The organism is Saccharolobus solfataricus (assembly GCF_900079115.1).
Classification (GTDB): Archaea; Thermoproteota; Thermoprotei_A; order Sulfolobales; family Sulfolobaceae; genus Saccharolobus; species Saccharolobus solfataricus.
Genome location: NZ_LT549890.1, coordinates 2,025,616 through 2,051,304 on the forward strand (window position 1 = coordinate 2,025,616; position 25,689 = coordinate 2,051,304).

Genomic DNA, 25,689 nt, shown 5'->3' on the forward strand with positions numbered 1-25,689 from the left:
TTTTTTAACTTTAATTTCTAAACATAGTACTACTATCTAAGCTAAAGAATTATATTTTTAACATACCTACTTGCATTTTATGCAAGGAATTTTGATGAGCAATAGTTATATTTCTAATAAATATAGGCTAATTTTAGAAACAAAAGTTAAAACCATTTTTTACGTATAGAATGAATGATGAGTAGTAAGTGGTTTGAAAAAGGATGGTTTAGGTGGATGCTAGTAGTAGGTGCAACTATTTCTATGGCACTTGTTAGTGTGTATGAATATTCATGGACATTATATACTGTACCTCTAGGTAGAGTATTTCACGTAGCTCCAGGATCACCAGCCCTAGGACTTACATATACAATATATATTATCGTCCAAGCATTATCGATGTTCGTTGCAGGTAGGATTGCGGATAGGTATGGTCCTAGACTAATTTCCATGTTAGGTGGGATAATTACTGGCATTGGATATATTAGCTCTGCCTTTGCTAAATCCTTGCCTATACTATATCTTACCTATGGTTTCGGAAGTATAGGAGTGGGCATAATATACGGTACTGCCATAAGTACTGCTGTCAAATGGTTCCCTGATAAAAGAGGTCTAGCCACTGGAATTATAGAAATAGGTTTCGGTGGAGGATCATTCGCATTATCCCCTTTGATACAATATATTATCACCTCAATTAGTTACACAGCTGCATTCACTTACATGGGAATTGTGCAACTAATAGTTATAACTCTGCTGGCGTTCTTCTTTGCTTATCCTCCTCCCCAATGGTTACCTAAGGGCTTTAATGCTGAGGAGTACGAGAAAAAACGTAAGATGATAAAGAGAAGCAAAAATGATTATACTGTATCGCAAATGGTAAAGACATGGCAATGGTGGGTAATTTATATAGCGTTTTTCCTTATTGCTGGATCCGGCTTATCCATTATTGGACATTTAATACCATACGGTAGATCACTAGGATTTAGTATAGCTGCTGTAATTGCGGTATTTTTATTTCCCTTTGCCAATGGGTTAGGAAGATTTGTTATGGGTACTGTATCTGACTATTTAGGAAGACCTTATACTATGACGCTGTCATTTGGAATTAGTGGGATTTCCATGCTCTCAATAGCATTCATACCGAAGATTGCATCACTATACCTTGCTTTGATTTTCCTAACAGCATTCACGTGGGGACCATTATTCTCTTTGTTCCCACCACTGGTGGGTGACTATTATGGACCTAAACACTCTGGAGCTAATTATGGATTAACTTACACTGCAAAGGCGTTAGCAGGCATATTTGCCGGTTATGGTGCATCAATATTGTTTACCTCATATGGCATAAAGGAGACATTAATTATAACTGGTTCAATGGCTATAATGTCTGCTATCCTAGCCTTAACTCTAAGACCACCGAAAATACCTACTGCGCAGATTGCCGGTGCTGAAAGCCAGAAAGGTAGTATAGAGTCCAAAACTAAGTAATTTTTCTATAAAGGGTTTTTATCATAATTCCTATTATTTTTTATTTTTCCAGAAAATTTCTTAATAATCAAGTTAAACTTTCTTCCCCATATCTTGCACATTTTGCCAAAGATTCCAGAAACGATCTAATAAATTGCAAAAACTTCTATACGTAAGTTAACATAGTTACAAATCAATCTATATATAATAGATTACGAAATATTCTCATATGGGAGTAAAAGATGAAGTGAAGTATGTAGAGATAGTGTATAGAGGTATCTTCCAGAAAAGATTAGCAAAGTACATTGCAGAAGGAATCGTTTACACTGCCAGGGAAATGGGGAGACCAGCCTTGTCTTTTGGCAGATATGGGGACTCCCCAGAAAGAAACGGAGTACCAGCAAAATACTATGTTGGAATAGGAGATGGTGTAAATGAAGAAGACCTAATAGGTTACTCTACAAGAGTAGAACCAGATCTAGTGGATGTGATTATAGTACTAGACGATACCCTATTAAAGGGTGTAGAATCGTGGGCATGGCAAGGAGTTCAACCCATAAACCTCAAACTAAAGAGTAACGGGACAATGTTGGTAACTTCTACCAAGAGAATTAACGAGTTATTAAAAATGATACCTAAAAAGGACTTTAATTGGACTCTAGGAGTAATAAAAACTGAACCATCATTTTCGGGACTATGGGCATTTAAGGATGACTTAACCATGGAGAAAGTCTGGGGAGGATTAGCAAAGCTAAGACCTGATATCATAGATTTAGACCATTTACTTAAATATGTAACCAAAAAACAAGATGCTAACAAGAGAGTATCTGCAGTAAGAGAAGCATATTCCTCAGTAGATTATAGAACTGTGATGAAAGGTGAGGGAATAGATTTCGTATATAATCCACCTAGGTTACTAACATGGCAGGAAATGTTAGAGGGTACAGTAATTCCAGCAGTTCCGAGGGGAAAGAGGAATGAACTCTTTAAGAGAGGAACTACAAAATTTGAAAGACCTACAGTAGATTTCGATACTTGTATCAAATGTAAACTATGTTGGGTGTACTGTCCAGATGAATGTTTCGATGAAACTCCAGATGGATATTATGATATAGCTTACGACTACTGTGTAGGATGCGGAATATGCGCTGAAGTGTGCCCAGTTAAGGATTGCATAGTAATGGTAGACGAATCGATGTTCACGGATTACAGAAGGCCATATGAGATGTGGAAAGAGGATAAAGCAAAGTATAAGGAATGGTTAAAAACTGTAAGGCAAGCTAGGAAGGAAAGAGTTTACGTTCCGGGGTTGGGAAGATGACTGAGGTTAAGAAATTAGTAGAAAGAGAGGTATTAATGAATGGAACACAAGCAGTAGCTCATGCAGCAATGTACGCCGATGTAGACGTTGTTGCTGCATATCCAATTAGACCATATACTGAAGTTATGGATACGATTTCCAAATTAATAGCCGATGGAGAATTAGATGCGGAGTTCATAGTTGCTGAGGGAGAACATGGACAGTTTGAGACCGTGAAGCACGCATCATTAGCGGGGGCAAGGACTCTAGTGGGGAGTAGTGGAGTGGGTTGGCTTTACGCAATGGAAGCAATAGTAGTTACTGCTACAGATCGTGCTCCAGTAGTCGCAATAATAGGAAATAGAGCTTTAGATGATCCTGGAGCCTATGGAGTTGAACATAATGACGCATTAATGGTGAGAGACGTGGGTTGGCTATTGGTTTGGGTAGATACTGCTCAAGAGGCTTTCGATACTGCATTACTAGCTTATAGGATAGCTGAGGATCAAAGGGTATTACTACCATTAGGTATCTCTATGGATGGTGGATTTCTAACACACTCGGAACAGATAGTAAGATTGCCTCCTAGAGAACTAGTTAAGAACTTCTTACCACCATATAATAGAGGTAAGTACTTGGTTCACCCTGATAATCCGATTACGGTAGCTCCTCAAGTTAATGAGGATTGGGTTATGGAAATAAGAAGACAACACGAAGAGGCCATGGAGAGGGCTAGAAGTGTAATAGTTGAGGCTTATGAAGAATTTAAAAAGGTATTTGGAAGATATCCCGGCTCAACTAGCGATTTACAGATGCCAGAAAACCCATTTGTAGAACCGTATATGATTGATGACGCAGAGGTAGTGCTAATTGGAATGGGAACAGTATCTAAACCGATGAAGGTCGCAATAAAGAATATGAGACGGCAAGGCTATAAGGTGGGAATGTTAAGGATAAGATGGTTCAGGCCATTCCCAACACAAGATGTTATTAGGTATTTAGCTAATTCTAGAGTAGTGTGTGTTATTGATAGGGATTACTCAATGGGATCTCCAAATAGAGGAGGCGTGATTTACCACGAAGTTAGATCTTCGTTATACGATCTAGATCAGAGGCCTAGAGTTATGAATTTCATAGGAGGATTAGGTGGGAGGGAAATAACTATCCAAGATGTGGAAAAGATAATTAAGATAGGTTATGAACATAGAGATACTCCCATAACGAAACCCGTTTATTGGGTTGGGGTAAGAGGAGACCCTTGGTAAAAGTGGAGGTGATATGAAATGGTTGAAAAGGAATTGGAAGAAAAAGTGTATAAGTCTATAATTAAGACAATAAAAGACACACCGTTAGAGGAGTTCTATACATCTGGTCATAGGACTTGCCAAGGATGCGAGTCGGCACTAGTGATGAGATTTTTAGCTAAAGCTGCTGGACCAAGAACAATAGTTATAGGAGCTACTGGATGCATGTATGTAGCAAATACTACATATTATACTACGTCATGGATAGTTCCATGGGTTCACACACAACTGGGAGGAACAGGTGCAGCTGCATTAGGTACTGCCGCTGCACTTAGGGCATTAATGAGGAAAGGAAAAATAAAGCAAGAACCTATAAACGTGATAGCCTTCTGTGGAGACCTAGGATGCGCGGATATGGGTTTATCTGGAGTTTCAAATGCAATGACTTATGATTATAACTTACTCATAATACTTTATGATAATGAGTCCTCAGCAAATACTGATATTCAGGAGACTAGTATGACACCATTTGGAGCGCAAACATCATTTAGTAGACCCGGTAAACAAAGAAGAATAATGAAGAAAAGGTGGAAAAAGAGCGTAGTCCCAATGATAATAGCTGGACATAGGAACGTTAGATATGCAGCCACTATGACTCCTGCCTATCCACTGGACTCCATGAATAAGATCAGAAAGGCATTAACGATAGGGGGACCAACGTTCATTCATTCGTTAGACCCGTGCCCGAAGGGATGGGATTACGATCCGAAATTCTCTCACGAACTGGGAGTATTGGCAGTAGAGACAGGATTATGGCCACTATATGAATATATAGATGGAGAGATAGTGTACAATGAGCCTACCAAGAGCATAGTAGAGGGTAGAATGAAGAGAAAACCAGTAAAAGAGTACTTAGAAAAGCAAGGAAGATTTTCACATTTTACTGAAGAAGACATTGAATACGTCCAAAGAATGGTTGACGAGATGTATGAAGAATGGGAAATACCTGGGGTAATGCCAATAAAGTCAATAAATGCGAAGATAAGTGATAAATAAAGAAAAATATCTTTTCTTTTTTCCTATTTTTGGAAATTTATATTGATGTACTCATAACAGTACTGAAGGATCTATCTTATATCTCTCAATTATCCTTGAAATCGAAACAGTCTTGATTCCCTTAATATTGTACAATTTATTGGCTATAAATTGATGTGCGCTTGCATCATCTTTAAAGATCATATGTACATGTAATCTAGGCCCATTATCTAAACCGTATATCCTCACTACTTCCGGTATTTCACCTAGGTCTTGGGCTACCTTCTTTATGGAGTATGGTACTGTCTCTATTTCCATTACTAATGAGACATTCAAACCTAAATTTACTCTGTCTATTAAGGCGACATACCCTCTTATTATTTGCGCATCTTCCAATCTCTTAATCCTATACCTTACTGTACTTATTGGTATTCCGAGCTCATCGGATAGCTCCTTTAAACTCTTTTTAGCATTATAGCGCAAAATGTTAAGAATTTTCTCATCAGTATCATCAAGTCTTATTATATTTACTCCCATCATTATACATTATACATTATCAAACATAAAAGGATTATTGTAAAAATTACAAGATAATGCCTTTTTATATTGCATAAAATGAAGTTTTATATCGCTTTGTTTGATAATTTTGCAACCCTAGATAGGTAAAGAATTATTAAAGTTTTAAATATTTATCATTTTTCAGCTGATAATTAAAACCATTAGATTATATAGAATAATTTGTATAAAAGTTTGTTAATAAATTTTTAAATTTTTTTAAGGGTGATATATGACTCTGATGTTTAACGTTCGCCCATTTTACAACGTTAATCGTATAATTTAGATGTTACCGGAAACAAAGATAAAGGAGGTTCTGGAATCGATTTTGATACTATTATAACTACAGAGGGCTCATTATCTGTAATGTCATCCATGACCTTGTCTAATTTGAGCGGAATTGGAAAAATTATCATTATTTAATATCAGTACGATTATAAACTAGGTCTACTATAAAAATGAAACATGTTAATAGGGTATTACGGAAATAATTGACCACTTCTAAGATAAAATTTACAAAAGTTAAAATTAACTAAGCAAACAAGTTTCCTCTTCATCTTAATCTTATAGTTAAACCTTAGGGAAGGAAAACATTCACAGTAAATAAGCGGAATGGTTAAAAGCATTCTTGACTCTACCCAGTCATTTCAGCAATAATATTGTTAGCTACATTTATTTTTTATATATTAGTTACACAGATAGCTTATTATGCCCGGTGGCTTCATCTTAGCAATAGATGAGGGAACAACAAGTGCTAGAGCAATTATATATAATCAAGATTTAGAAGTATTAGGAATAGGTCAGTACGATTTTCCTCAACATTACCCAAGTCCAGGATATGTAGAGCACAATCCCGATGAGATATGGAATGCACAAATGTTAGCAATAAAAGAAGCTATGAAAAAGGCGAAGATAGAGTCTAGGCAAGTAGCTGGAATCGGAGTGACTAATCAGAGGGAGACTACCATATTATGGGATGCGATAAGTGGGAAACCAATTTACAATGCAATTGTTTGGCAAGATAGAAGAACTTCTAATATAACTGATTGGCTAAAGGAGAATTACTTTGGTATGATAAAGGATAAAACCGGGCTTATTCCTGACCCTTACTTTAGTGGATCTAAAATAAAGTGGATATTGGATAATCTCCCTAATGTGAGGAGTAAGGCAGAAAAGGGCGAAATAAAGTTTGGAACTATAGATACTTATCTTATATGGAAGTTAACTAATGGTAAGATTCACGTAACTGATTATTCAAACGCGTCAAGAACCATGCTATTCAACATAAATAAGCTAGAATGGGATAGAGAAATCTTGGAATTATTGAAAATTCCAGAGAGTATATTACCTGAAGTGAGACCATCTAGCGATATTTACGGGTATACTGAAGTTTTGGGATCCTCTATTCCAATCTCTGGTGATGCCGGAGATCAACAAGCTGCCTTGTTTGGTCAAGTAGCCTATGACATGGGCGAAGTAAAATCAACCTATGGGACTGGAAGTTTCATTCTGATGAATATAGGTAGCAATCCGATTTTTTCAGAAAATTTACTAACCACTATAGCTTGGGGTTTAGAGAGTAAAAGGGTTACATATGCTTTAGAAGGAAGTATATTCATAACTGGTGCGGCAGTACAGTGGTTTAGAGATGGTTTAAGAGCAATAGATGCATCGGATGACATCGAGCCATTAGCCGCAAGTGTACCGGATACTGGTGGTGTCTATTTCGTACCAGCATTTGTCGGGTTAGGTGCACCATACTGGGATCCATACGCGAGGGGATTGATAATAGGTATTACGAGGGGGACTACAAAGGCTCATATAGCTAGAGCAATACTCGAATCAATAGCATACCAAAATAGAGACGTAATAGAAATAATGGAGAAAGAGTCTGGGACTAAGATAAACATACTAAAGGTTGATGGTGGTGGGGCTAAGGACAATTTACTGATGCAATTTCAAGCAGATATTTTGGGAATTAGGGTAGTAAGGCCGAAGGTAATGGAGACTGCATCTATGGGCGTTGCAATGTTAGCAGGTTTAGCAATAAATTATTGGAATTCACTTAACGAATTGAAACAAAAATGGACTGTCGACAAAGAGTTCATTCCCTCAATCAATAAAGAAGAAAGGGAAAGACGCTATAATGCGTGGAAAGAGGCAGTGAAGAGGTCGCTGGGTTGGGAAAAATCGTTAGGTAGTAAATAACTATGGTCATTCAGTCTTTGACCAGAACCCGTTTATGACATTTTTCATATAGAGGTTCCATAGGGGAAATTTTCTGGAATTTCACTACTGAAACCATATATAGAATGAGGAGGAGACTAGAAATTACGACCTGTTCGTCTCGCCCTTTTGACAGTTCATATGTTTACAGTTTACCTTTTTCATCTTCATCACTTCATAACTAGTGGAGTTAACTAACACCGTTCCATTGACTCAGCACAAGACCAGGCTTGGGTTTTTCGCTCAATTAGCCCTCCTCGGAGTTCGTGAATATATAGATATGGTGCGGGGACACTTAACCTATACCCATCGTCTTGAGCTTTCCCCCATCCGCAGTGTTTTAAAGAATGTAACATTAAAAACTTCACACCATTATGGATGGTAATGCTTGTCGTTCTTTTGCCACTAATAATTAGATCTAGATAACCACTTATTATAAATAAAGAATTACAAGAAAAACGCATTAATTACATTTTAAAGAAATTATTTAACTCCCTCGGAGGTTACTTCTAATGGTTTTTTAGCTGTTTCTTTGCTTAAGAGTATTGAAATTATAAATGCTATTAAACATACTGAACCAAACATTATTAAGGAGTTGAAAAACCCCATCTGTTTAGTTAATATTGGAAAGTAGAATACACCAAGAACAGAGCCAACTCTGCTAATTGCAGTAGCAAACCCTTGTCCAATCGCTCTAACTGGTGTTGGATATAGTTCTGTTGGATAGAATAGGGTTACTGCACCAGCCCACTGCTCTAACGCAACAAATGACATAAAATATGGCACCAATATTCCTCCAGTAAATTTGTAAATCCCACCTAAGTACAGTAACAACGTCATAAAACCTAGTCCAACTAGTAATACTACTCTTCTTCCTAAAGAGTCGACAAGAAGCTCTGCAATAATGTACCCTAAAACAGAAGCTGCAGCTATGGCCAAAGTTCCAAGTACTACTTCGTACTTTGACGGAAATGCAAATTCCTCAAGTAAAGCTGGATAATATAATCCAATTCCGTAAGCTGCGACGTCAAATAAAAACCAGACACTAGTTACAAAAAATGTAATTTTTAGTAATTTCCCTTTAAATAAATCAACCACGCCTCTAACTCCCTTATTCTCTATTTCCCTATTTATTTCCTTAATATTGGCCTTTCCAGTAGAAACGAGCCATCTTGGAGACTCAATTAATCTAAGCCTCAGGAGAATTATTGGTACCGATATTAAGGCACCTATAAGGAATACGTACCTCCAGAAGTAACTCCCAGTAGGTAATAAAAATAGCGTCGCAATCCCTGATATTGCAACACCAACCCAATACATAGCTACTGATCCAGTCAAATATCTTCCCCTAGATCTAGAAGGTGAGAGCTCAGACATTAATGTGCTGCTTATTGGATAGTCTCCCCCTATTCCTATTCCCAATAATAACCTTGAGATGAAAAGTTCGACAAAATTTTGGGAAATTGCAGTTAAAATACCAAAAACTAAAAAGAAGAAAAGATCAAGTCCCATTATTTTACTTCTACCCATCTTATCTGATAACCATCCAAACACTATTGATCCAGGTATCATACCGATTAGTGACGCTGCTAGTAGTAAGCCGTACTTAACTGTTGTTAAGGAAAACTCCTTCAATATTATTGTGGCTGCAAATGATATTGAGTTTAGATCATAACCATCTAGTAAAAACCCCGCAGAAGTTACTATGAATGTCCTAATTCTTACTGATAGCGGTATGTTGTCGAAGTAGCTCATTAATATTATTTCGTTATTTTATAAAATAAAAGTGTTTCTATGAGAAAAAGATTTTACTTCGAGAGGTATTTCCAAGACAGTACTATACCTATTGTAGATAATATTATGGCAAATAATCCTAGATAGAGAAAGTCTATAGCAAGATTAGTACTTATTCCCAGTAACATCCCTCTCGCAACCCCATTAGAATACGTTAATGGATTAATGTAGGCTACTGGCTTTAACCAATACGGCATTGATTTTACTGGATAGAATGCGTTGCTGGTAAAGAGTAATGGTAGGTTTAGTAAATTCATTATAGCCATTTGTGATTCCCAACTAGTAGCTCTCAGAGCTAGCATTAGAAATAATGAAGATAAGCCGAAGGACATTAGGAACAATGCAGCGTAGACTCCTAGGAAGTCAAGAGGGTTAATTTCTGGTGCAAAAGTCATTCCGAGCAGTACTGCAACTACAAGGACAATTGTAGCTTGCACTAATGATCTTATTACCGCAGAAAGTACCTTACCTATTATTATGTTTCCTCTAGGAACTGGGGTAGTTAGAATTCTATCAAGTACTCCTAATCTTCTATCCCAAACTATTGACATACCACTCTGCATTGATGTAAATAACACTATGAAAGATAGCATCCCTGCAGCTAGGAAGGAGAAGTAATCAGTAGTTCCGAAGGTCTGTTTAAGTATCTCTAAACCTATTTGGTCTAATACTTGCTTTGGTATTGTTAAACCAGGTATATTAAAGGTGGTTTCTGTGAAGATACTGCCTAAATTCATTGCCTTACCGAATATTCCTATCCAGAATATTGGCTGTATTAATGAAAGGAGGAGTATTACGGGTGCCTTATACCACTTCTTCAGTTCCCTAGATGCTAAAGTCCACAAACCGTGGAAAACAGAATAGTTATTTCTTTCTTCCTCTATCATGTTCTGGCCCTCCTCATAGTTCTTCTAAACGCAAACATTTCTTGAGCACTTGCCTCTTCATCTCTTAGGCTCTTTCCAGTAAACTCCATGTACACTTCATCCATAGTGGGTTCAGTTATTGACATTCTACTGACCTTAATTCCATTCTTAACCAGAGATTCCAATATCTCGGGGGCTTTCTCCTCACCATTTCTAACCTTAATTCTAATACCATCACTAGCTTTTCTCACATCCAAGATGCCATCCTTTGATGAAGATATTATCTTAATGGCTAGTTCATCATTACTGGTTTGAAGCGAAACCACATCTCCACCAACCTTTTCCTTCAATTCCTTAGGGCTTCCTATTGCCAAGATCTTTCCTTTATCAATGATCGCAATTCTATCTCCGTACATATCCGCCTCTTCTAAATAATGTGTTGTCACGAAAATTGTCATTTTGTATTCCTCCTTGAGTTTCATTATGTATTGCCATATTGCGGCCCTTGTTTGTGCATCTAAACCTAACGTTGGTTCGTCTAAGAACAATATTCTAGGCCTACTTATTAGCGACATTGCAATTTCTAATCTCCTCCTCATTCCACCAGAGTATGTCTCCACTTTTCTCTTAGCTGCATAGGTTAACTCAACCATCTCAAGTAACTCCTTAGCTCTCTCCTCTGCTATTCTTTTCGGAATTCCATAAAGTCCTGCCATCATCATCATGTTTTCCCAACCGGTTAAGTCTTCATCTGCTGTGTATTCTTGCGGAACTACACCAATTGATTGTCTAACTAATGCAGGCTGTTTTATTACATCATATCCACTAACCGTCGCAGTACCCTCAGATGGTTTCAATACTGTAGTTAACATTTTAATTGTAGTTGACTTTCCAGCACCGTTGGGACCTAGAAAACCAAATATTTCTCCCTCATATACTTCGAAGTTAATGTGATCGACTGCGACAAATTTCCCAAATCTCTTAGTCAGATTTATAGCCTTTATTGCAACATTACGCATTTTTAACAACCTCCTCAATTTCCTTTATTGCACTAATGATCCGGTGCTTGTATTCGATTAGTTTATTCCTTTCAACTTCTTTAAAGAATTGCGCTAATCCCTCAAGTTCTTGTACAGAATCCTCAATACTATTAATCTGTTTGATAGGTAAAAATTCCTTAATCTCTTCAGATCCCTTAGCGGTAATCTTGTATTTACCATCTGAAGTTTTCTCTATGACTCCTTCTTCTTCCATTTTATTAAGGAGTGGATATATGGAACCAGGTGAAGGTTTCCAAAATCCCCACGTCATCTTATTAATATCATCAATTATTTCAATACCTCTTCTAGGGGATTGCCACAGCAACCAAAGCGTCATTAATCTTAATCTCCCTTTCTGTCTAGCTATTAACTCGCTCATACTATCAGTTTCGATAGTAATAAATTTAAATTTGCCGGATTATCAGTTTCGATAGTAATAGTTATAGACGTTTACGTTTGTCCTAACAATAATTTAAAATATATTATAAATATATTATAATTTATTATTTCTTTATTATTTTATTTTCTGATTTTAATGTCGTCTTATTCTCATACTAAATAGGAGGAAAGAAATTTCGATCTATAATGTATAGATAATTATGATTTAATTATAGAACTATCATCGTTAAAAGAGTATAAGTATTACTTTACGTAAATTTATCTCAAATCCCTTAAACCTTAAATACCAAGATAGATTCTCCTCAAGGAGATTTAAGTAATCGTAAATAGTTAGAGCGTAAATAGTATAAATACACCTTATTTTATAATTGGAAAGATTAAACATTATATATCATACATCATTTCCAAGAGACTACTATATGAGGTTAGTACTTAACTACCCCGATAATGGGGCGGACAAGGATAAATGGAGAAAAGTTCAGTGACTTCGGTGAAGCCCAAGGTCTGAGGATTAATATTAAATATTATGAAATCCCATGAAGCCAAAACCCTTTTACCACTTTAATTAGTTAAAAATAAAAACTTATCATGAGCCCAGTGACTCATCCTTGAAGTGTGCGTTCCATATACTAATTCAAAAACTTTTGTAATCGAGTTATTTCTTGAATAAAAGTATAATCTAAATCTAATAAAGATAAACTTTAATAGTATGGGTACCCATATTTCACGGGTACCCATGAAATTCATCTTCGGTAAACCAGTTGACGAACCTTTTGATAGGGAGAATGAGATAAAACAGTTAGTTGAAATGATGAATAGAAGACAACCAGTTGCAATCATTGGCGTTAGAAGGATAGGAAAGACTTCCGTAATTTTAAAAAGTTTAAAAATTATTGAGACTCCGAAAGTCTATCTCTCTGTAGAGGACTTTATAGAAGGTAAAAGTTTTGACCTAGTCTCATTTCTATCATTATATTCATCACTTCTAATAACCAATACCTTGAATTACGTGGACCCAAAAAGGAAAATATCTCAAATAGTTAAGCAGAAGGGTAAGGAATTACTTGATAAGTTAAGAGAACTAATAGGGTATGTTAAGCTCTCGTTTAATATTAATCTTGTAGAAGTAGAAGTATTTCTTAATAGCGTAAAAAGAGGGGGTGTTAAGGAGTCAATTCCACAAGTTTTAGAATTACCGGAAAGGCTTGCTGAAGAGTTTGGGTTAAATACTATCGTAGTTGCCATTGATGAGTTCCAGTACTTAAAACTAGCGTCTCAAAATTATCCTGGGATTTTCCACTTATTAAGGAGTAAGTGGCAATTTCATAATAAAGTATCATATGTGATTTCCGGTTCCTCAGTAGGTCTTTTAGAAAAAATATTCTACGATAAAAAGGAACCATTTTACCAATTTTTCTTTCCAATTTATGTAAAACAGTTTGATAAGAATACCTCGTTTAATTTCTTAAAGCAAGGCTTTAGAGACGAGGGAAAGGACTATGAGGATAACGCTCTATTACTTGCTATAGAAGAGCTGGATGGTATTCCTGCTTGGCTTAACTATTTCGGATTAAAGAGTTTGCAGTGTAATGAGGTTACATCAGAATGTGCTAAGAAAGTAATTGAAGATATAACATTTAACGACCCTATTGTAAGGGGAATAATTCAAGAGGAGTACAACAAATTAGGAAAGAATGCTAGAATCATATTGAAATACCTAGCAGAGAAAGGTGGTAAAGGTGATCTAAAGGGTTTGGAGTTAAGTAGGGCGAGTATAAATGAAGGATTGAAGAGCTTATTAGGTAGTGGTTACATCGTTAAAGAAGAAAGAGGTAAGTATGCTATTATTGATCCGGTAATTGTTAAGGTTTTAAAAAGCTCTACGCAAATTATTTAAGACAATTTGCGTTTAAATTCTACTTGTCATGGAGGACCCCATTAAAGCAATTGAAGAAATTTTTAAGAAGGCTGATCAAATTTTTAAATTTCTAGATGTAAAGGTGATTAATTTGGAAAAAGGTAGAGCAGTTGTGGAGATACCATATAAAGAAGAATTTACCAGAAGAGGCGGTGTTCTACATGGTGGTATTATTATGTCCGCAATTGATATTACTGGAGGTCTCGCTGCACTTACGGTAAATGATGCCATGGATCAAGTGACCCAGGAACTTAAGATCAACTTTTTAGAACCAATGTACAAGGGACCGTTCACAATTGAAGGTAAGGTTCTTAGAAAAGGTAGTACAGTAATAGTCGTCGAAATAGAGTTTAAGGACGCAGACGGGAAATTGGGTGCTAAGGCTATAGGTTCATGGTATATTTTGAGAACCAAGGTACAAGCAAAGTAGCACACTTTTATTGTTCCTCTAGTTTCTTAAGGAATATTAAGGCCGGAAGTAATATATCTATTGCGTCACTTACCTTATATATAGCGTGGCCGAGGTTCGGTATCACATGAAATTCGTAAGTCTTGCCGTTTCTTTGCAATTCTTGTATATATCTCATTACTGGATTTAATGGAGTTCTAGTATCGTTTTGAGAGTGAATTATGCATAGGGGTACTTTGACGTTCCTAACATAGGTGATAGGAGACCTTTCCTTCATTAAATCAATATTCTTACCATTAAATAGTATCTCCATGAACCCCCTAAACAAGGAATCAGAGAGATCATACATCTCAACCCAATCCGCTACAGCCGCACCAGCAATACCGAAATCCCACTTATCTGGTTCTTTTCCTACTGCCAATAAAGTCATATATCCACCATAACTATAACCCATTATTCCTACTTTATTTGTAATTCCAGTCTCTATTGCGTAATCCCTTACCTTTACCACGTCTCTTAAATCACCGCCTCCAGCATCTCCAATATTCATGAACATGAATTTACTCCCATATCCCGTCGATCCCCTATAGTTAGGTGCAATTACATTATATCCAGCTAATACTAGAGGTGCAATTAGTAAATTCCAGCTATTATCAACCTCAGACCAAGGGCCTCCATGAATATAAATTATTGTATTACCCGGAATTTTCCTCTTTATAACCCAAGTAGGTACTTCAACATCCGTCTTTACCTTAACATACTCTACCTCACCCACATCAACCTTCCTATTATCTACAACCACCTCAATCTTCCCATATCTACTTACCTTGTATATCTTATGTGGCGACACTAAGGAGGAATGGGAAAAGTATATTTCGTCGCCAATTCTGGTAGCGCCACTAATTGTACCTTTAGGGGTGTTAATTTCTTTACCGTTGTCAAATAGTCTGGATTCACCATCCTTCTTTGCTATTATTAACAAATCCTCAGGGTCATAATATATTTCTATTGCCTTAAATTCGAATCCAGGGATCTCAACTCTATCGTACTTCTTACTCTCTATATCATATATGTAAATCCAGTAAGATTCCCCTGGTGTTTCGTAATCGCTTATTAAGTAAACTTTATTTCCCATTAGATAGTAAGCGTTGGTTACACTTCCTTCCTTTGGTGTTAATATCTCAATATTCCCACTAAAATCTGCTATGAAGAACTCCTGTGATCTTGGATTTCCCTTCAATACCCCTGAACCTATAATATATTTTTCATTGACATCGGTAACAAATGAGAAGGGTGGTATGGTAGTCAGTTTACTTAATTTCCCATTTTCAATAACATATAATGAGGTTTCATTTTGTGAAGAGCCAGTGAATACTATTCGCTTATCATCGTAGGTCAGTGATGAAATTCTAACCCTTGGCGATTCAATCTGAAATTCCTCTCCTTTCAAATTTGCTATATGTATTGCATGAATTTCTTTCCCCTTTTCAACGTCTCTTGCAAAGGGTATAAAGTCTAGGCTTGATTTTGGTCTAGTTGAAATTGCTATTGGCGATTTTGTTAACTTTACATTCTTTCCACCTATTAGAGCATAGATGCTTATTTCTCCCTCAGATGTTGCCAAATATATTAAATTATTCTTTAACTTACCTAATATGGCATAAAATGGAATTCTTACCGTTTCCTCTAACAGCTTTATTAGTTCTGAGTACTCCATATAGTGGAATTGTATTTGCAATATATATATTAATATCTTTTTATAACACTAATGCTTTCAGAAAGTTTATAGCTTTAGGCAAAGGATATACCACTAGATCATAGTCTAAGAACTTTTCCAAAATACCAACGGTTTGTGAACTTGTTGAATTTTCCAGAAGAGTTAGAAGGATCACAAAGCTAAATTGAACATCTCAACATTAGTTGAAATAAAGGTAATGAGTTTGGACAACGATTTTGTTAATTGACGATAAACTATAAATAAAAGACTTGAAATAAAAAGAGAATTATTATTTGACAAAATGAAGACAAGTCTCGAATGAGAGTGTTTGGATCCTTTTATAAGGCCTAAAAAGTTATTTCTTCAACTTATCTTCTATATATTCTATAATTTCCGCTATATTCTGGGTTGATTCATCGTTATTGAAGGTCTTATTTAAATCACTACTCTTTATTATAATATGTCGTAATTTTTCATCGCAGTAGAAAAGTTCTATTTTTAAGTCCTTATAGATGTATTCATCTACTTTAATTATTCCCTCGTAGACATAACTCCTAACCTTAAATATGTTAGTTTTTGCCCTTAAGAAGTCTTCAACTTCTTTTAGGGTATTTTTATTTTCCATAATTACTATACTATGGAGTGAGGATTTTATATCTATTATTTTTGATAGAAACCTCATCACTATCGTACTTATTATAGACGTGGTGAGCTACCCCCTCATAAATGAGGGAGCTTCCTGCTTCACAGCTCTGCCATGCCAGTACCGAAGTGCTGGTACTGGTAGAGGGCGGAGCTCCACAGGCACTAAGGGTCGCTCCTACCCCGATCCACGTAAGATGTTAAGAGAAGCATTATAGTCACGATCTGCAATCCAACCACAGTTGGGACAAACGAAAACACGATCAGAAAGTGATAGATCTTCTTTTACGTACCCGCACTTAGCACAAGTTTTGGAAGTGTATGCTGGGTTGACCAGGATGAGTTTCTTACCGTATTTCTCCAACTGATACTTAATCAAATCTCTAAGCTCGCTGAACGCGACGTCACTCAATCTCCTCCTCAGAGACCTTAATGACTTACCTATCAACTGCTTAACATGAATACCCTCCATGACTGCAACATCGTAATGCTCAGCAAACCATTTACCCAACTTCATGTAAAGATCCCTCCTCAAGTTCTTCAAATGCTCATAAGCCCTAGCAAGCTTAACCTTAGCCTTAAACCAATTATTAGAGAGGAACTTCTTTCTTGAAAGTTCTCTGTGTAGATGCTTCACTTTCCATAACGCCTTTTCAAGAGGTCTCAGATTGGGGAAATATTCACCATCCGACGTTACGATCAGCTTCTCTATGCCAACATCTATCGCCACTTCCTTACCAGTGTTAGGTAACTTGGGGAATTCGTGATCAACTACGAAAGTGATGTAAATCCTCTCAGATCTTGTTAGCTTCACTACCATTCTCTTTACTTTGTCAAGGGGAAAGTCTCGGTGAACTATTACCTTGAACGTACCAAGATTTGATAGTTTAAGCGTTATTAGTTTCTTCTTATTCTTCTTGCTTCCTTTTTCTTATTTCTCTAACTTGAAGTATTTTCCAACCGTACTGGGGATAGACAAGGGAGTAGTATTTGTGAGGTTTCTTTTCTTTCGGGAAACGTGCTAAACCTTCGAAAAACCTCTGTCTAGCTTCGTAGTAACGGTCGGCTATTTGTTGAACTACTTGAGAATAGAGTTGCTTATACTCATCATCTTGTTTTCTCAGATCTAGAGCCAACTGTCTTAACTCAGTCTGCGTTAGTCCTTTCCCATCCCTCTGATAAAAGTATATGTCTGCCCACCTTAAGGTGTTGTAGATTTTGCACGCTAACTTCAACTGGGCTTTTAACGCCCTAAGGGTTTGTTCGTCAGCGTAAGCACGAAAGCGAAACCCTAAGGTGGGCATTGATGTGTATTTCGTTATTTTCCTATTTTAACTTTTCTACAAAGGGATCCATCTCAAAGAGAAGTTTTCCGCCCCCTTTGAACCCCCGTCTGTTATAATTAGTGTAATTGTTAATGACAGTCCTCACGGTTGTAGGAGTAGTGATACTATTAATGTCCCAAACCCCTTCCTACAGTGGTGTTTCACCAATTTTACTCAAAATGATACAATTTCTATGGAAGAGAAAAATATCAGAGCGGAGTTAGAAAAATCGGCTTATTTCAACACAAGAAGCAAAAAATTTTCATATTTGTTGAAGAAACTAACAGAAAACGAGTTTATATATAAAGAGTAATACCATTTGTCTAGTATTATCAATAGAGGAAAGTAGGTGGAAGGACGAGATGAACAAGAAAAGGTTAAAGCGAGGGACTCCATAACTCCGTTATGCAAACCATACAAGTATCCAAAACGGAGCTGAAGTCCCTCGCTATAAATTTAGCAACAAACAATATTAACGTTATCTCTCAAGATCTAGACCCGGAAATAGTGAAAGCAGCACCATCCTTGCTAACCGGAAACAGAGGAAAATACTACTTGAAGGTAGTAAGACGAGGCGAGAAAGTAATTAGTAAAGGTCAGAGAACCTTCAAGTTCTACCCAATCTACAGAGAAGTAAAGGGAGAGATCAACGTAGTCGCTGTAGATGAGACCGGATTAACCGTGGGAGAAAAGGAACAAGAAAAAGCAGAGGGCTTTCTACTCTACAACTGGAAGAGAAAAGGAGTAAAGATGAGATCCTTGGACCTCGTATATCCCTTAAGGTTACCCCTCCTAGTGGAGGTAGCAGATTTGAGAAGCGACAGTCCATCACAGTTCCTACTCAGGAGCGTGAGGGAAGTAAGCCAATACATGGAAATAGATTACGTTGTAGCTGACGCCGGATTCTTGAACCTAGGGGTCATCAAGGAAATGCCCGTGAAGACCATTGTGAGAGGAAAGTCGAACTTGAAGGGATTCAAGGAACTATCTAACGTTCCATTAGTTGAGAAGAGATACGAGGTTAAGGACAAGGTTTACGTTGCGTATAGGGTCTTGGAATTTGAAGGGCTTTATTATTACGATGTGGTTTACGTTAAGGGAAAGCCGAGGCACTTCATGTTCGTAACGAACTTCGAGGGAGATCCCTATGAACTGGCTGAACTCTATAGGTTGAGGTGGCAGGTTGAGGAGGGTTTTAAGGTTAGGAAGGCAAGGATAAGGTATGTTAGGAAGTTGAGTAATAAGATCTTCTTGTTCCTCTATTATACGGTTCTGGATTCTGCGTGGAATCTAGTGAATCATCTTCTCTTTAACTTCAAGTCCACGTGTAAGAAGGTTTTGTCCTTCGATTCATTCGTCAAGCTTCTCTAACTTTCTCGGTGTTCAGAGGAGACTATGCACGTCGTTTTCACCACGTGAGAAAAATTCAGAATTCTCCTCTTATTATTAGAATTGTACGCTATATTTTTTGCAAATTATTTTAACATGTTATGTTTCATAATAATTTTATTGTTTTTCTCTATATCAATCTCTTTTTGAAAGTGCTAATATTATATCTTTCAAATGAAATAATTTGGTGAAACACCACTGGAGGTTGCCTTCTTGCTTGAATGTGAAATTAGCAAATTATAACCTAGGGAGGCATTCTGACCTGTAAGGGATTAGGAGAATCACTCAATAAGAATATTAGCTGAAAATATAAGTAGTCTCCATGTTATTTGATGTTGTATTAGGTCACCATGAGAAGACACTATCAAGATACAGATACTGTTATAAAGAAAGATTTATATAGAACTATAATGTAGAGTGTATTAGGTATGGATATGGCTAGTAGAAGAAAGAATGCAAGAGGATTGTCAGGTGCTGTAACTGCATTAATATTAGTAATAGCATCAGTGATAATAGCTTTAGTGGTTGTAGGATTTGCTTTTGGGCTATTCGGAGCATTTACAGGGCAAGGAACAGTGACACAAGTAGGAACAGCAACATTAAGCGCTAGCACCTTGACTCTAACGGTTACTTTAAAGAATACTGGTGCATCCACACAAGTTACTGGGGTACTTATAAACGGAAACTCAGGTAGTGTATCAGGAATGACCACCATAAGTGCTGGTGTAAATACATATACAATTACAATTTCAATAGGCAGCATTAGTACTACATTAAGGGGTCTAGTTGGTTCTACTATTTCACTAACATTAATACTTTCTAATGGAGAAACAGTAACAGTAAGTGCAATAGTCACAAGCTGAAAAAGAGGAGAAAAAAGGTGAAATTTTTTTAATACAATCTTTCTAACTTTAGAGAAATTTTTAACCCTAATCCATATAAACATTATTATTTAAGCCTTTGCGAATACTAATATTTGTGGAATATCCATATTTTGACCTTGAAACCGCTAGAGAGTTATTACCATGGCTTAGAGATCGTTTAATACAATTGAGAAAGATAAAAAACGAAATTGAGCTTCTTTTGGTTAATGGTGATAAATATGCTTTACAACAATACGCAAGTGAGACTAAAAAAATTATTGACGAAATTATCTCTAAAGGTATTATACTACGAGATATCGATATAGGCTTAGTGGATTTTCCAGCTATTATAAATAATAAGCCTGCATTCTTTTGCTGGAAAATAGACGAGAATGACATAGCGTATTGGCATTACATGGACGAGGGATTTAGAGGGAGAAAGAGGTTAACTGGCTATGAGGATATTCTAAGTTTACGTTAAATTTATTTATTTAATTCTCTTAACAATTCCCTATGTACGTTGGTCAAAGAGTAAAAAGGAAAGAGGATTTAAAGTTGATTACTGGTTCTGGGAGATATATTGACGATATTGAGTACCCCGGAACTTTGTACCTTTACATCGTTAGGAGTAACGTGGCCCACGCTAAAATTAAATATATTGACGTTAGGGATGCGTTAAAAGTTAATGGTGTTGTCGGAGTTATAACTGGCTTGACAATTCCTTTTGAGAACAGACCTAATAATTGGCCGATGGCTAAGGACGAGATTTTATATGTTGGTCATCCTATTGCGGCAATTTTAGCTACTGATAAGTATGTTGCTGCTGATGCGGCTGATTTGATTCAAGTGGATTATGAAGAGTTACCTGCAGTTATTAACCCAGAGAAGGCTTTAAAGGATGATGTTAAGGCTATTGAGGGTAGGAGTAATATTGCTTATAAGAAGACTTACAGTTCAGGTGACCCAGAGAAGGCTCTTTCAAATTCGGATATTGTATTAGAGGAGAAGTTTGAAATTTCAAGAGTTTATCCTTCACCGATGGAAACTAGAGGTTTACTTTCGGTATATCAAGAGGATAGTTTGCTAGTTTACGCCTCTACGCAATCCGCTCATTACATGAGGAGGTATTTATTGTCAGCCTTTGGTAACAAGGTAAAGGATATAAGGGTTATTCAGGCTGATGTAGGAGGTGCTTTCGGAGCTAAGTTATTCCCATATTCTGAGGATTTCATAACTGTTTACGCTAGTTTGCAATATAGGAGACCAGTAAAATGGGTTGCATTAAGGAGTGAAGATATAAGGGGTATGTATCATGGTAGAGGACAGATTCATAAGGTTAAGTTTGGAGCTAAAAGGGATGGTACTTTAACTGCAATAATAGATGATGCTATTATTGACTTAGGTGCTGCTTCTCATGGAACTTACTTAGTGGATATAGCAGCTACAATGTTACCTGGACCGTATAAAGTTAGGGATCTAAGGGTTAATGCTTATGGTGTTTACACTAATAAGACTCCTTTAGACCAGTATAGGGGAGCTGGTAGACCAGAGGCTGCTTTCGTTTATGAGAGGATAATGGATATTATCGCTGATGAGTTGAAATTGGACCCAATTTACGTTAGAAAAAGGAATTTAATCACTGAATTACCTTATGTTAATCCTTTTGGGCTAAAATACGATTCCGGAAATTACCTAAAATTGTTAGAAAATGCTGAGAAGGTTTATAGGGAATTTGAGAAGAGGGCTAATGAGTTGAGGAAGCAAGGTAGGAGAGTTAGCGCTGGATTATCATTCTATTTGGAACAAAATAACTTTGGTCCTTGGGAGAGCGCTTCAGTTAGAATTAAGGCTGATGGCAAGGTTCAAGTTATAATAGGTGCTAGTCCACATGGTCAAGGTGCAGAAACTGGTATTGCTCAAATTGTTGCTGATGAGTTAGGGATAAGTGTAGACGACGTTGAAGTGATCTGGGGTGATACTGCTCTCATAGGTGAGGGTTTTGGTACTTACGGCAGTAGAAGTTTAACTTTAGCTGGTAATGCTGCGTTGTTAGCAGCTAGAAGAGTTAAGGATAAGGTTCTAAGGTTAGCTGCGCAATTCATGAAGTCCGATGTTCAAGAGTTACAGTATAAGGATGGTAAGGTAATTAATCCTAAGACTGGTAAGACAATGAGCCTAAAAGAAGTTGCCTCACGTAATATGGCTAGTCTAGGTGGTATTTGGGAATATAAGGAGGAACCTGGGTTAGAGGCCACGGGTTATTTCGGATTTGATAATTTAACTTATCCCTATGGTTCACATGTTGTTTTAGCTGAGGTTGATAATTCCGGTAAGGTTAAGATTTTAGATTATTACGCTATCGATGATATAGGTACTGTTGTTAATCCAATGCTAGCTGAGGCTCAAGTTATAGGAGGAGTGATTCAAGGCTTTGGTGAGAGTGTTTTGGAAGAAATTGTGTACGATGAAAATGGCAATTTACTAACTGGAAATCTATTCGATTACGCAATACCTACTGCTGTTGAGGCATTTAATATTAAATGGGAGTACATGGAAGAGGGGAAATCCAATGCTCCTTTACCAGCTAAGGGAATTGGGGAGGGTGCAACTATTGGTACTCCACCAGCGTTGATAAGGGCAATAGAAAAGGCAATAGGTAAGAGGTTGACCAGATTGCCGAGTAGGTTAGAGGATTTGCTATGAATTTTTTATTTATATACTCTGAAAATAAAACTCTAGATTAAACTTAGACACATCTTATTATATTTATCCTTGATCTATCTCATTACTTAACTTTGGCTTTTAAAAGGTAACAATCACAAACTAAAGCAAGATCTCACACTTATTGCTATTCCTATGAAATTTCCCTTTTTTGTAAAATAATTTAAAATTCTTTTAACAGTAGTATAGATAGAAAACTATTTAAGTAAAAATAAACACTGTTAAAGTAGCATGACTCAAGTAATAGAATCCTATTCCTCACCCTTTTATAAGAACATAATCGACTTACCTCCATCAATGGTAAGGAAATTATGGAAAAGCGGAAAGATAATGATACTCGATATTAGAACACCACAAGAATATGAGGAACATCACATACCGGGGGCAATCTTAGCACCCCTAGATTATTTAGAGCATTTAACTGAACTTTTCGAAGATAAGGAAGTCGCTGTTGTATGCGAGCACGGAAATAGGGCTAGGTACGCCACATACGGTATGCCTCATCTTTATAAGAAAAGAGCTTACTACATGATTGGTGGAATGGCATTGTGGATGTGTTTACCCGTGGCGTAACTTCTGCTTACTTTTAACCACTTCTAATTCCGCCACGGGCACCCCTCTTGAGGGCTCATACACACTCACCCTCAACTCATTGGGGCTAGTCGAGGGAAACACCACTACCCTCCCATCCGTATTTGTCGCCCCAATACCTCGTGAGCATAGCCCGTCATCAGTATGGAGTTCATCAATTTATAATGTAGAGGAAATAATATATAAACATAATCATAATAAAGATCATATTGTGAAATGATTAAAAGTATTTAAAAGTTATGCAAATGTGTTACAGTCTTTGGGTTACGAAGTTGAAAGTGGAATGGATGAAAATGAATTACTATGGCAAAAGATTCTAGAAAGGAAATTCAACTATTAACAAGCTGAGCTTCCACAGGAATGTAAATAGTGTCTTGATTGGTCACTACTACTAGGGTCAAAGTGACCGTTTGGATCCCATTAGGAAAGGTAAATCCAGTGTTAATGGTATATTTATTTAGACCTACTGATATTGTATAGGTAACTTTATGTAAAGTTGCATTGTAGATTACCCCTACTATCTTGGCGTTACTAAAGGAATTCTCCAAGGTGATGTTGAGTTCACCGTTTTGCGTTATGAGAGCTGTACCTATTTGTTTCACGTATCCATAGTTGCTTCCAAAATATCCTAGATATGTGAATAATATGGAAACTACTGTTATTGCTAAGATTACTGAGGCTAGTAACACTATCATCATTGTAACGGAATCGCTTAAACCTTTTCTCATATATATGTTTAGCATTTATCGGAAAATCCTGGCAGTTCAAGAGGCCCATAAAAACTTTTTAAAATTAGAACCTTTAATTTTGGTATGACCAAAGAATTGACGAGGGAGGAGTACTATAAGGCATTGGAAAAGGCAGTTAACGAGGTCATACTATCCATGACTGGAACGAGGAAGGACGTTGCCAAGAGGCTACTCTTGGGGGCGGTTGTGGGAAGAAATGCTACCGAGATAGCTCAAGAGGCCGAGATGGACTACGAGACCGTACTGAATAACTTGGACAAGGCAGCTCAAGCCAAACTAATCGAGGTCGTGAAGAAGTTAGTCGGGGATCATCCTGTCCTTCTCATAGTGGACGACACCCACGACCACAAGCTCTACGCTAGGGCCATGCCGGTCTCCAGAAACGGGGCGCAGATCTTCTACTGTAGGGCGCACAAGAGGTTCGAACCCGCGATCCAACTCCTTGTGATTGGCGTCAAGGATCTGGTGAACAACCAGATCTACGTGATCCACATAATTGCCTACATACCCCGAAAGGTGGAAGAGGAGCTCAAGCGTAGGGGTGAGGAGGTGAAGTTCAAGACCAAGATAGATGCCCTCTTGGAGTTTCTCTCCTCCCTCTCAGGTTTGAATGTAAAAGCTAGGGTCTTCGACTCATGGTACGTGAACTCGAGGACTCTCCAAGGGAATACTGTGGGGGAACTCAAGTCCAGCGCGCGAGTCGTCGAGGGTGGCAGATCCGTGCCCGTTAGCGAGTTCCCCCAAGGGGAGTACCTGGTAGAGTACTTGGGGACTCCCATAAAGTTACTTGTTATAGATGACTATAAGGGTTACGGGAGGAGGTATTTCTTCTCCACCGACCTTAACGACACGGCTGAAGATATCATAACGACCTGGGAGAACCGTTGGGACATAGAGGTCTTGATCAGGGAGCTCAAGGCCTTGGGACTCGAGGGTGGGTCCTTCTTGACCTGGGTTAGGAACTCAGGCTTCGTGGCCTTGAAGGCTCTCTCCCTCCTCGTTGTTCAATACTTCAAGTACTCCACGGGTCTGATGCTCGGGGCCAAAAGGTTGGCCAGATTGATAAAAAGTATTTACCGTGAGGCGGGTGGGATCAAAAAACTGTTCAAGAGGAGGAGAAAACCGTAAAGTGCTATATGTTATTCAGTCTTGGCTGAATATAAATTAGACTGTTTTATATAGATTTTTTATACTTATTTTTATATATGGTTATACGAGTATAGTAAAAAAGATTTATATAGAATAGAAACATTTGATATTCTTTTCCTATGATGAAGGAGACGAATTACCCGACCCTTTAGGATATGCCAAATACTTTTAGTAGTTTTAGGAAATTCCCTTATCATAAAAAGTCAAAATATTTATCCATGTATTTATAAATATCTTTCATTGCACTTCTTAATATTATAGCTTATCAATAAACATTTCTCATCTAACGAGGAAAGATTCGTTATATATTT

At 37.2% G+C, this 25,689-nt stretch carries 23 protein-coding genes and 1 pseudogene; 13 read left to right on the forward strand and 11 right to left on the reverse strand.

Annotated elements, in window-relative coordinates; all coding sequences use genetic code 11:
- The first annotated feature begins 174 nt into the window (after positions 1-174).
- The 4 genes from SSOP1_RS10785 (at position 175) to SSOP1_RS10800 (ending at position 5,046) form a co-directional block, all read left to right on the forward strand.
- The gene (locus SSOP1_RS10785) at positions 175-1,467 is read left to right on the forward strand and encodes an L-lactate MFS transporter (RefSeq protein ID WP_010923780.1); all 1,293 of its coding nucleotides are present in this window, start codon (positions 175-177) and stop codon (positions 1,465-1,467) included.
- A gap of 208 nt (positions 1,468-1,675) precedes the next feature.
- Positions 1,676-2,767, forward strand: a complete 1,092-nt coding sequence (locus SSOP1_RS10790; protein WP_009988319.1) for a 4Fe-4S dicluster-binding protein — start codon at positions 1,676-1,678, stop codon at positions 2,765-2,767.
- Positions 2,764-4,011 carry a pyruvate ferredoxin oxidoreductase gene (locus SSOP1_RS10795; protein ID WP_009988321.1) on the forward strand — a complete coding sequence of 416 codons (1,248 nt, stop codon included), beginning with the start codon at positions 2,764-2,766 and terminating at the stop codon, positions 4,009-4,011. Before SSOP1_RS10790 ends, SSOP1_RS10795 begins: the two co-directional genes overlap by 4 nt.
- 18 nt (positions 4,012-4,029) lie before the next feature.
- On the forward strand, positions 4,030-5,046 hold the full coding sequence (locus SSOP1_RS10800) for a thiamine pyrophosphate-dependent enzyme (protein WP_009988324.1): 1,017 nt from the start codon (positions 4,030-4,032) through the stop codon (positions 5,044-5,046).
- A gap of 51 nt (positions 5,047-5,097) precedes the next feature.
- Here the strand turns inward: SSOP1_RS10800 and SSOP1_RS10805 are convergent, their stop codons facing one another.
- Positions 5,098-5,562, reverse strand: coding sequence for an Lrp/AsnC family transcriptional regulator (locus tag SSOP1_RS10805; RefSeq protein ID WP_009988326.1), 465 nt, complete (start codon positions 5,560-5,562; stop codon positions 5,098-5,100).
- A 287-nt stretch (positions 5,563-5,849) separates the two neighbouring features.
- A complete protein-coding gene (locus SSOP1_RS17155) occupies positions 5,850-5,996 on the reverse strand; it encodes a hypothetical protein (RefSeq protein WP_014511746.1) in 147 nt (48 codons plus the stop codon).
- Positions 5,997-6,288: 292 nt separating this feature from the next.
- Between SSOP1_RS17155 and glpK the strand changes: the two genes are divergently transcribed.
- Positions 6,289-7,788: a glycerol kinase GlpK gene (gene glpK / locus SSOP1_RS10810; protein WP_009988327.1), complete on the forward strand. Its 1,500-nt coding sequence runs from the start codon at positions 6,289-6,291 to the stop codon at positions 7,786-7,788.
- 501 nt (positions 7,789-8,289) lie between these two features.
- Here glpK and SSOP1_RS10820 read toward each other — a convergent pair.
- From SSOP1_RS10820 to SSOP1_RS10835, 4 genes are read right to left on the reverse strand one after another with little or no spacing between them, the layout of a single operon-like run.
- Positions 8,290-9,561 carry an MFS transporter gene (locus SSOP1_RS10820; protein ID WP_009988328.1) on the reverse strand — a complete coding sequence of 424 codons (1,272 nt, stop codon included), beginning with the start codon at positions 9,559-9,561 and terminating at the stop codon, positions 8,290-8,292.
- A gap of 53 nt (positions 9,562-9,614) precedes the next feature.
- The gene (locus SSOP1_RS10825) at positions 9,615-10,487 is read right to left on the reverse strand and encodes an ABC transporter permease (RefSeq protein WP_009988330.1); all 873 of its coding nucleotides are present in this window, start codon (positions 10,485-10,487) and stop codon (positions 9,615-9,617) included.
- Entirely contained in the window at positions 10,484-11,485 is a 1,002-nt protein-coding gene (locus tag SSOP1_RS10830) for an ATP-binding cassette domain-containing protein (RefSeq protein WP_009988331.1), read from the reverse strand. Before SSOP1_RS10830 ends, SSOP1_RS10825 begins: the two co-directional genes overlap by 4 nt.
- A complete protein-coding gene (locus tag SSOP1_RS10835) occupies positions 11,478-11,885 on the reverse strand; it encodes a PadR family transcriptional regulator (protein WP_009988333.1) in 408 nt (135 codons plus the stop codon). The genes SSOP1_RS10830 and SSOP1_RS10835 overlap by 8 nt, the downstream gene beginning before the upstream one ends.
- 756 nt (positions 11,886-12,641) lie before the next feature.
- Between SSOP1_RS10835 and SSOP1_RS10840 the strand changes: the two genes are divergently transcribed.
- Both SSOP1_RS10840 and SSOP1_RS10845 read left to right on the forward strand, forming a co-directional pair.
- Positions 12,642-13,802: an AAA family ATPase gene (locus SSOP1_RS10840; RefSeq protein WP_009988335.1), complete on the forward strand. Its 1,161-nt coding sequence runs from the start codon at positions 12,642-12,644 to the stop codon at positions 13,800-13,802.
- Positions 13,803-13,830: 28 nt separating this feature from the next.
- A complete protein-coding gene (locus SSOP1_RS10845) occupies positions 13,831-14,253 on the forward strand; it encodes a PaaI family thioesterase (protein WP_009988336.1) in 423 nt (140 codons plus the stop codon).
- 7 nt (positions 14,254-14,260) lie between these two features.
- Here SSOP1_RS10845 and SSOP1_RS10850 read toward each other — a convergent pair whose 3' ends face one another.
- The 3 genes and pseudogenes from SSOP1_RS10850 to SSOP1_RS10860 all read right to left on the reverse strand — a co-directional run bounded on the left by SSOP1_RS10850 (position 14,261) and on the right by SSOP1_RS10860 (position 17,895).
- The gene (locus tag SSOP1_RS10850; RefSeq protein ID WP_009988338.1) at positions 14,261-15,949 is read right to left on the reverse strand and encodes a S9 family peptidase; all 1,689 of its coding nucleotides are present in this window, start codon (positions 15,947-15,949) and stop codon (positions 14,261-14,263) included.
- Between the two features lie 355 nt (positions 15,950-16,304).
- Complete coding sequence (locus SSOP1_RS10855) at positions 16,305-16,574, reverse strand: hypothetical protein (protein ID WP_124405880.1); 270 nt, start codon at positions 16,572-16,574, stop codon at positions 16,305-16,307.
- A gap of 87 nt (positions 16,575-16,661) precedes the next feature.
- Positions 16,662-17,895: pseudogene (locus SSOP1_RS10860) on the reverse strand (RNA-guided endonuclease InsQ/TnpB family protein).
- Between the two features lie 426 nt (positions 17,896-18,321).
- Here SSOP1_RS10860 and SSOP1_RS10865 point away from each other — a divergent pair.
- The 5 genes from SSOP1_RS10865 (at position 18,322) to SSOP1_RS10885 (ending at position 23,462) form a co-directional block, all read left to right on the forward strand.
- A complete protein-coding gene (locus tag SSOP1_RS10865) occupies positions 18,322-19,287 on the forward strand; it encodes an ISH3-like element ISC1439A family transposase (protein ID WP_010923788.1) in 966 nt (321 codons plus the stop codon).
- 446 nt (positions 19,288-19,733) lie between these two features.
- Positions 19,734-20,168, forward strand: a complete 435-nt coding sequence (locus tag SSOP1_RS10870; RefSeq protein ID WP_063492827.1) for a hypothetical protein — start codon at positions 19,734-19,736, stop codon at positions 20,166-20,168.
- Positions 20,169-20,283: 115 nt separating this feature from the next.
- Positions 20,284-20,649 (forward strand): DUF2203 domain-containing protein, encoded by a 366-nt coding sequence (locus tag SSOP1_RS10875; protein WP_009989160.1) that lies wholly within the window; start codon positions 20,284-20,286, stop codon positions 20,647-20,649.
- Between the two features lie 32 nt (positions 20,650-20,681).
- On the forward strand, positions 20,682-22,871 hold the full coding sequence (cutA, locus tag SSOP1_RS10880) for a glyceraldehyde dehydrogenase subunit alpha (RefSeq protein WP_009989159.1): 2,190 nt from the start codon (positions 20,682-20,684) through the stop codon (positions 22,869-22,871).
- A 249-nt stretch (positions 22,872-23,120) separates the two neighbouring features.
- The gene (locus tag SSOP1_RS10885; protein WP_010923791.1) at positions 23,121-23,462 is read left to right on the forward strand and encodes a rhodanese-like domain-containing protein; all 342 of its coding nucleotides are present in this window, start codon (positions 23,121-23,123) and stop codon (positions 23,460-23,462) included.
- Here SSOP1_RS10885 and SSOP1_RS17940 read toward each other — a convergent pair.
- Positions 23,448-23,639 (reverse strand): hypothetical protein, encoded by a 192-nt coding sequence (locus SSOP1_RS17940; RefSeq protein ID WP_080514960.1) that lies wholly within the window; start codon positions 23,637-23,639, stop codon positions 23,448-23,450. The two genes, SSOP1_RS10885 and SSOP1_RS17940, sit on opposite strands and share 15 nt — an antisense overlap.
- A gap of 170 nt (positions 23,640-23,809) precedes the next feature.
- On the reverse strand, positions 23,810-24,208 hold the full coding sequence (locus tag SSOP1_RS10890; protein ID WP_009989919.1) for a hypothetical protein: 399 nt from the start codon (positions 24,206-24,208) through the stop codon (positions 23,810-23,812).
- Positions 24,209-24,292: 84 nt separating this feature from the next.
- On the opposite strand from SSOP1_RS10890, the gene SSOP1_RS10895 reads away from it, so the two are divergent.
- Positions 24,293-25,357 carry an ISNCY-like element ISC1217 family transposase gene (locus tag SSOP1_RS10895; protein WP_010923767.1) on the forward strand — a complete coding sequence of 355 codons (1,065 nt, stop codon included), beginning with the start codon at positions 24,293-24,295 and terminating at the stop codon, positions 25,355-25,357.
- The last annotated feature ends 332 nt before the right edge of the window (positions 25,358-25,689 follow it).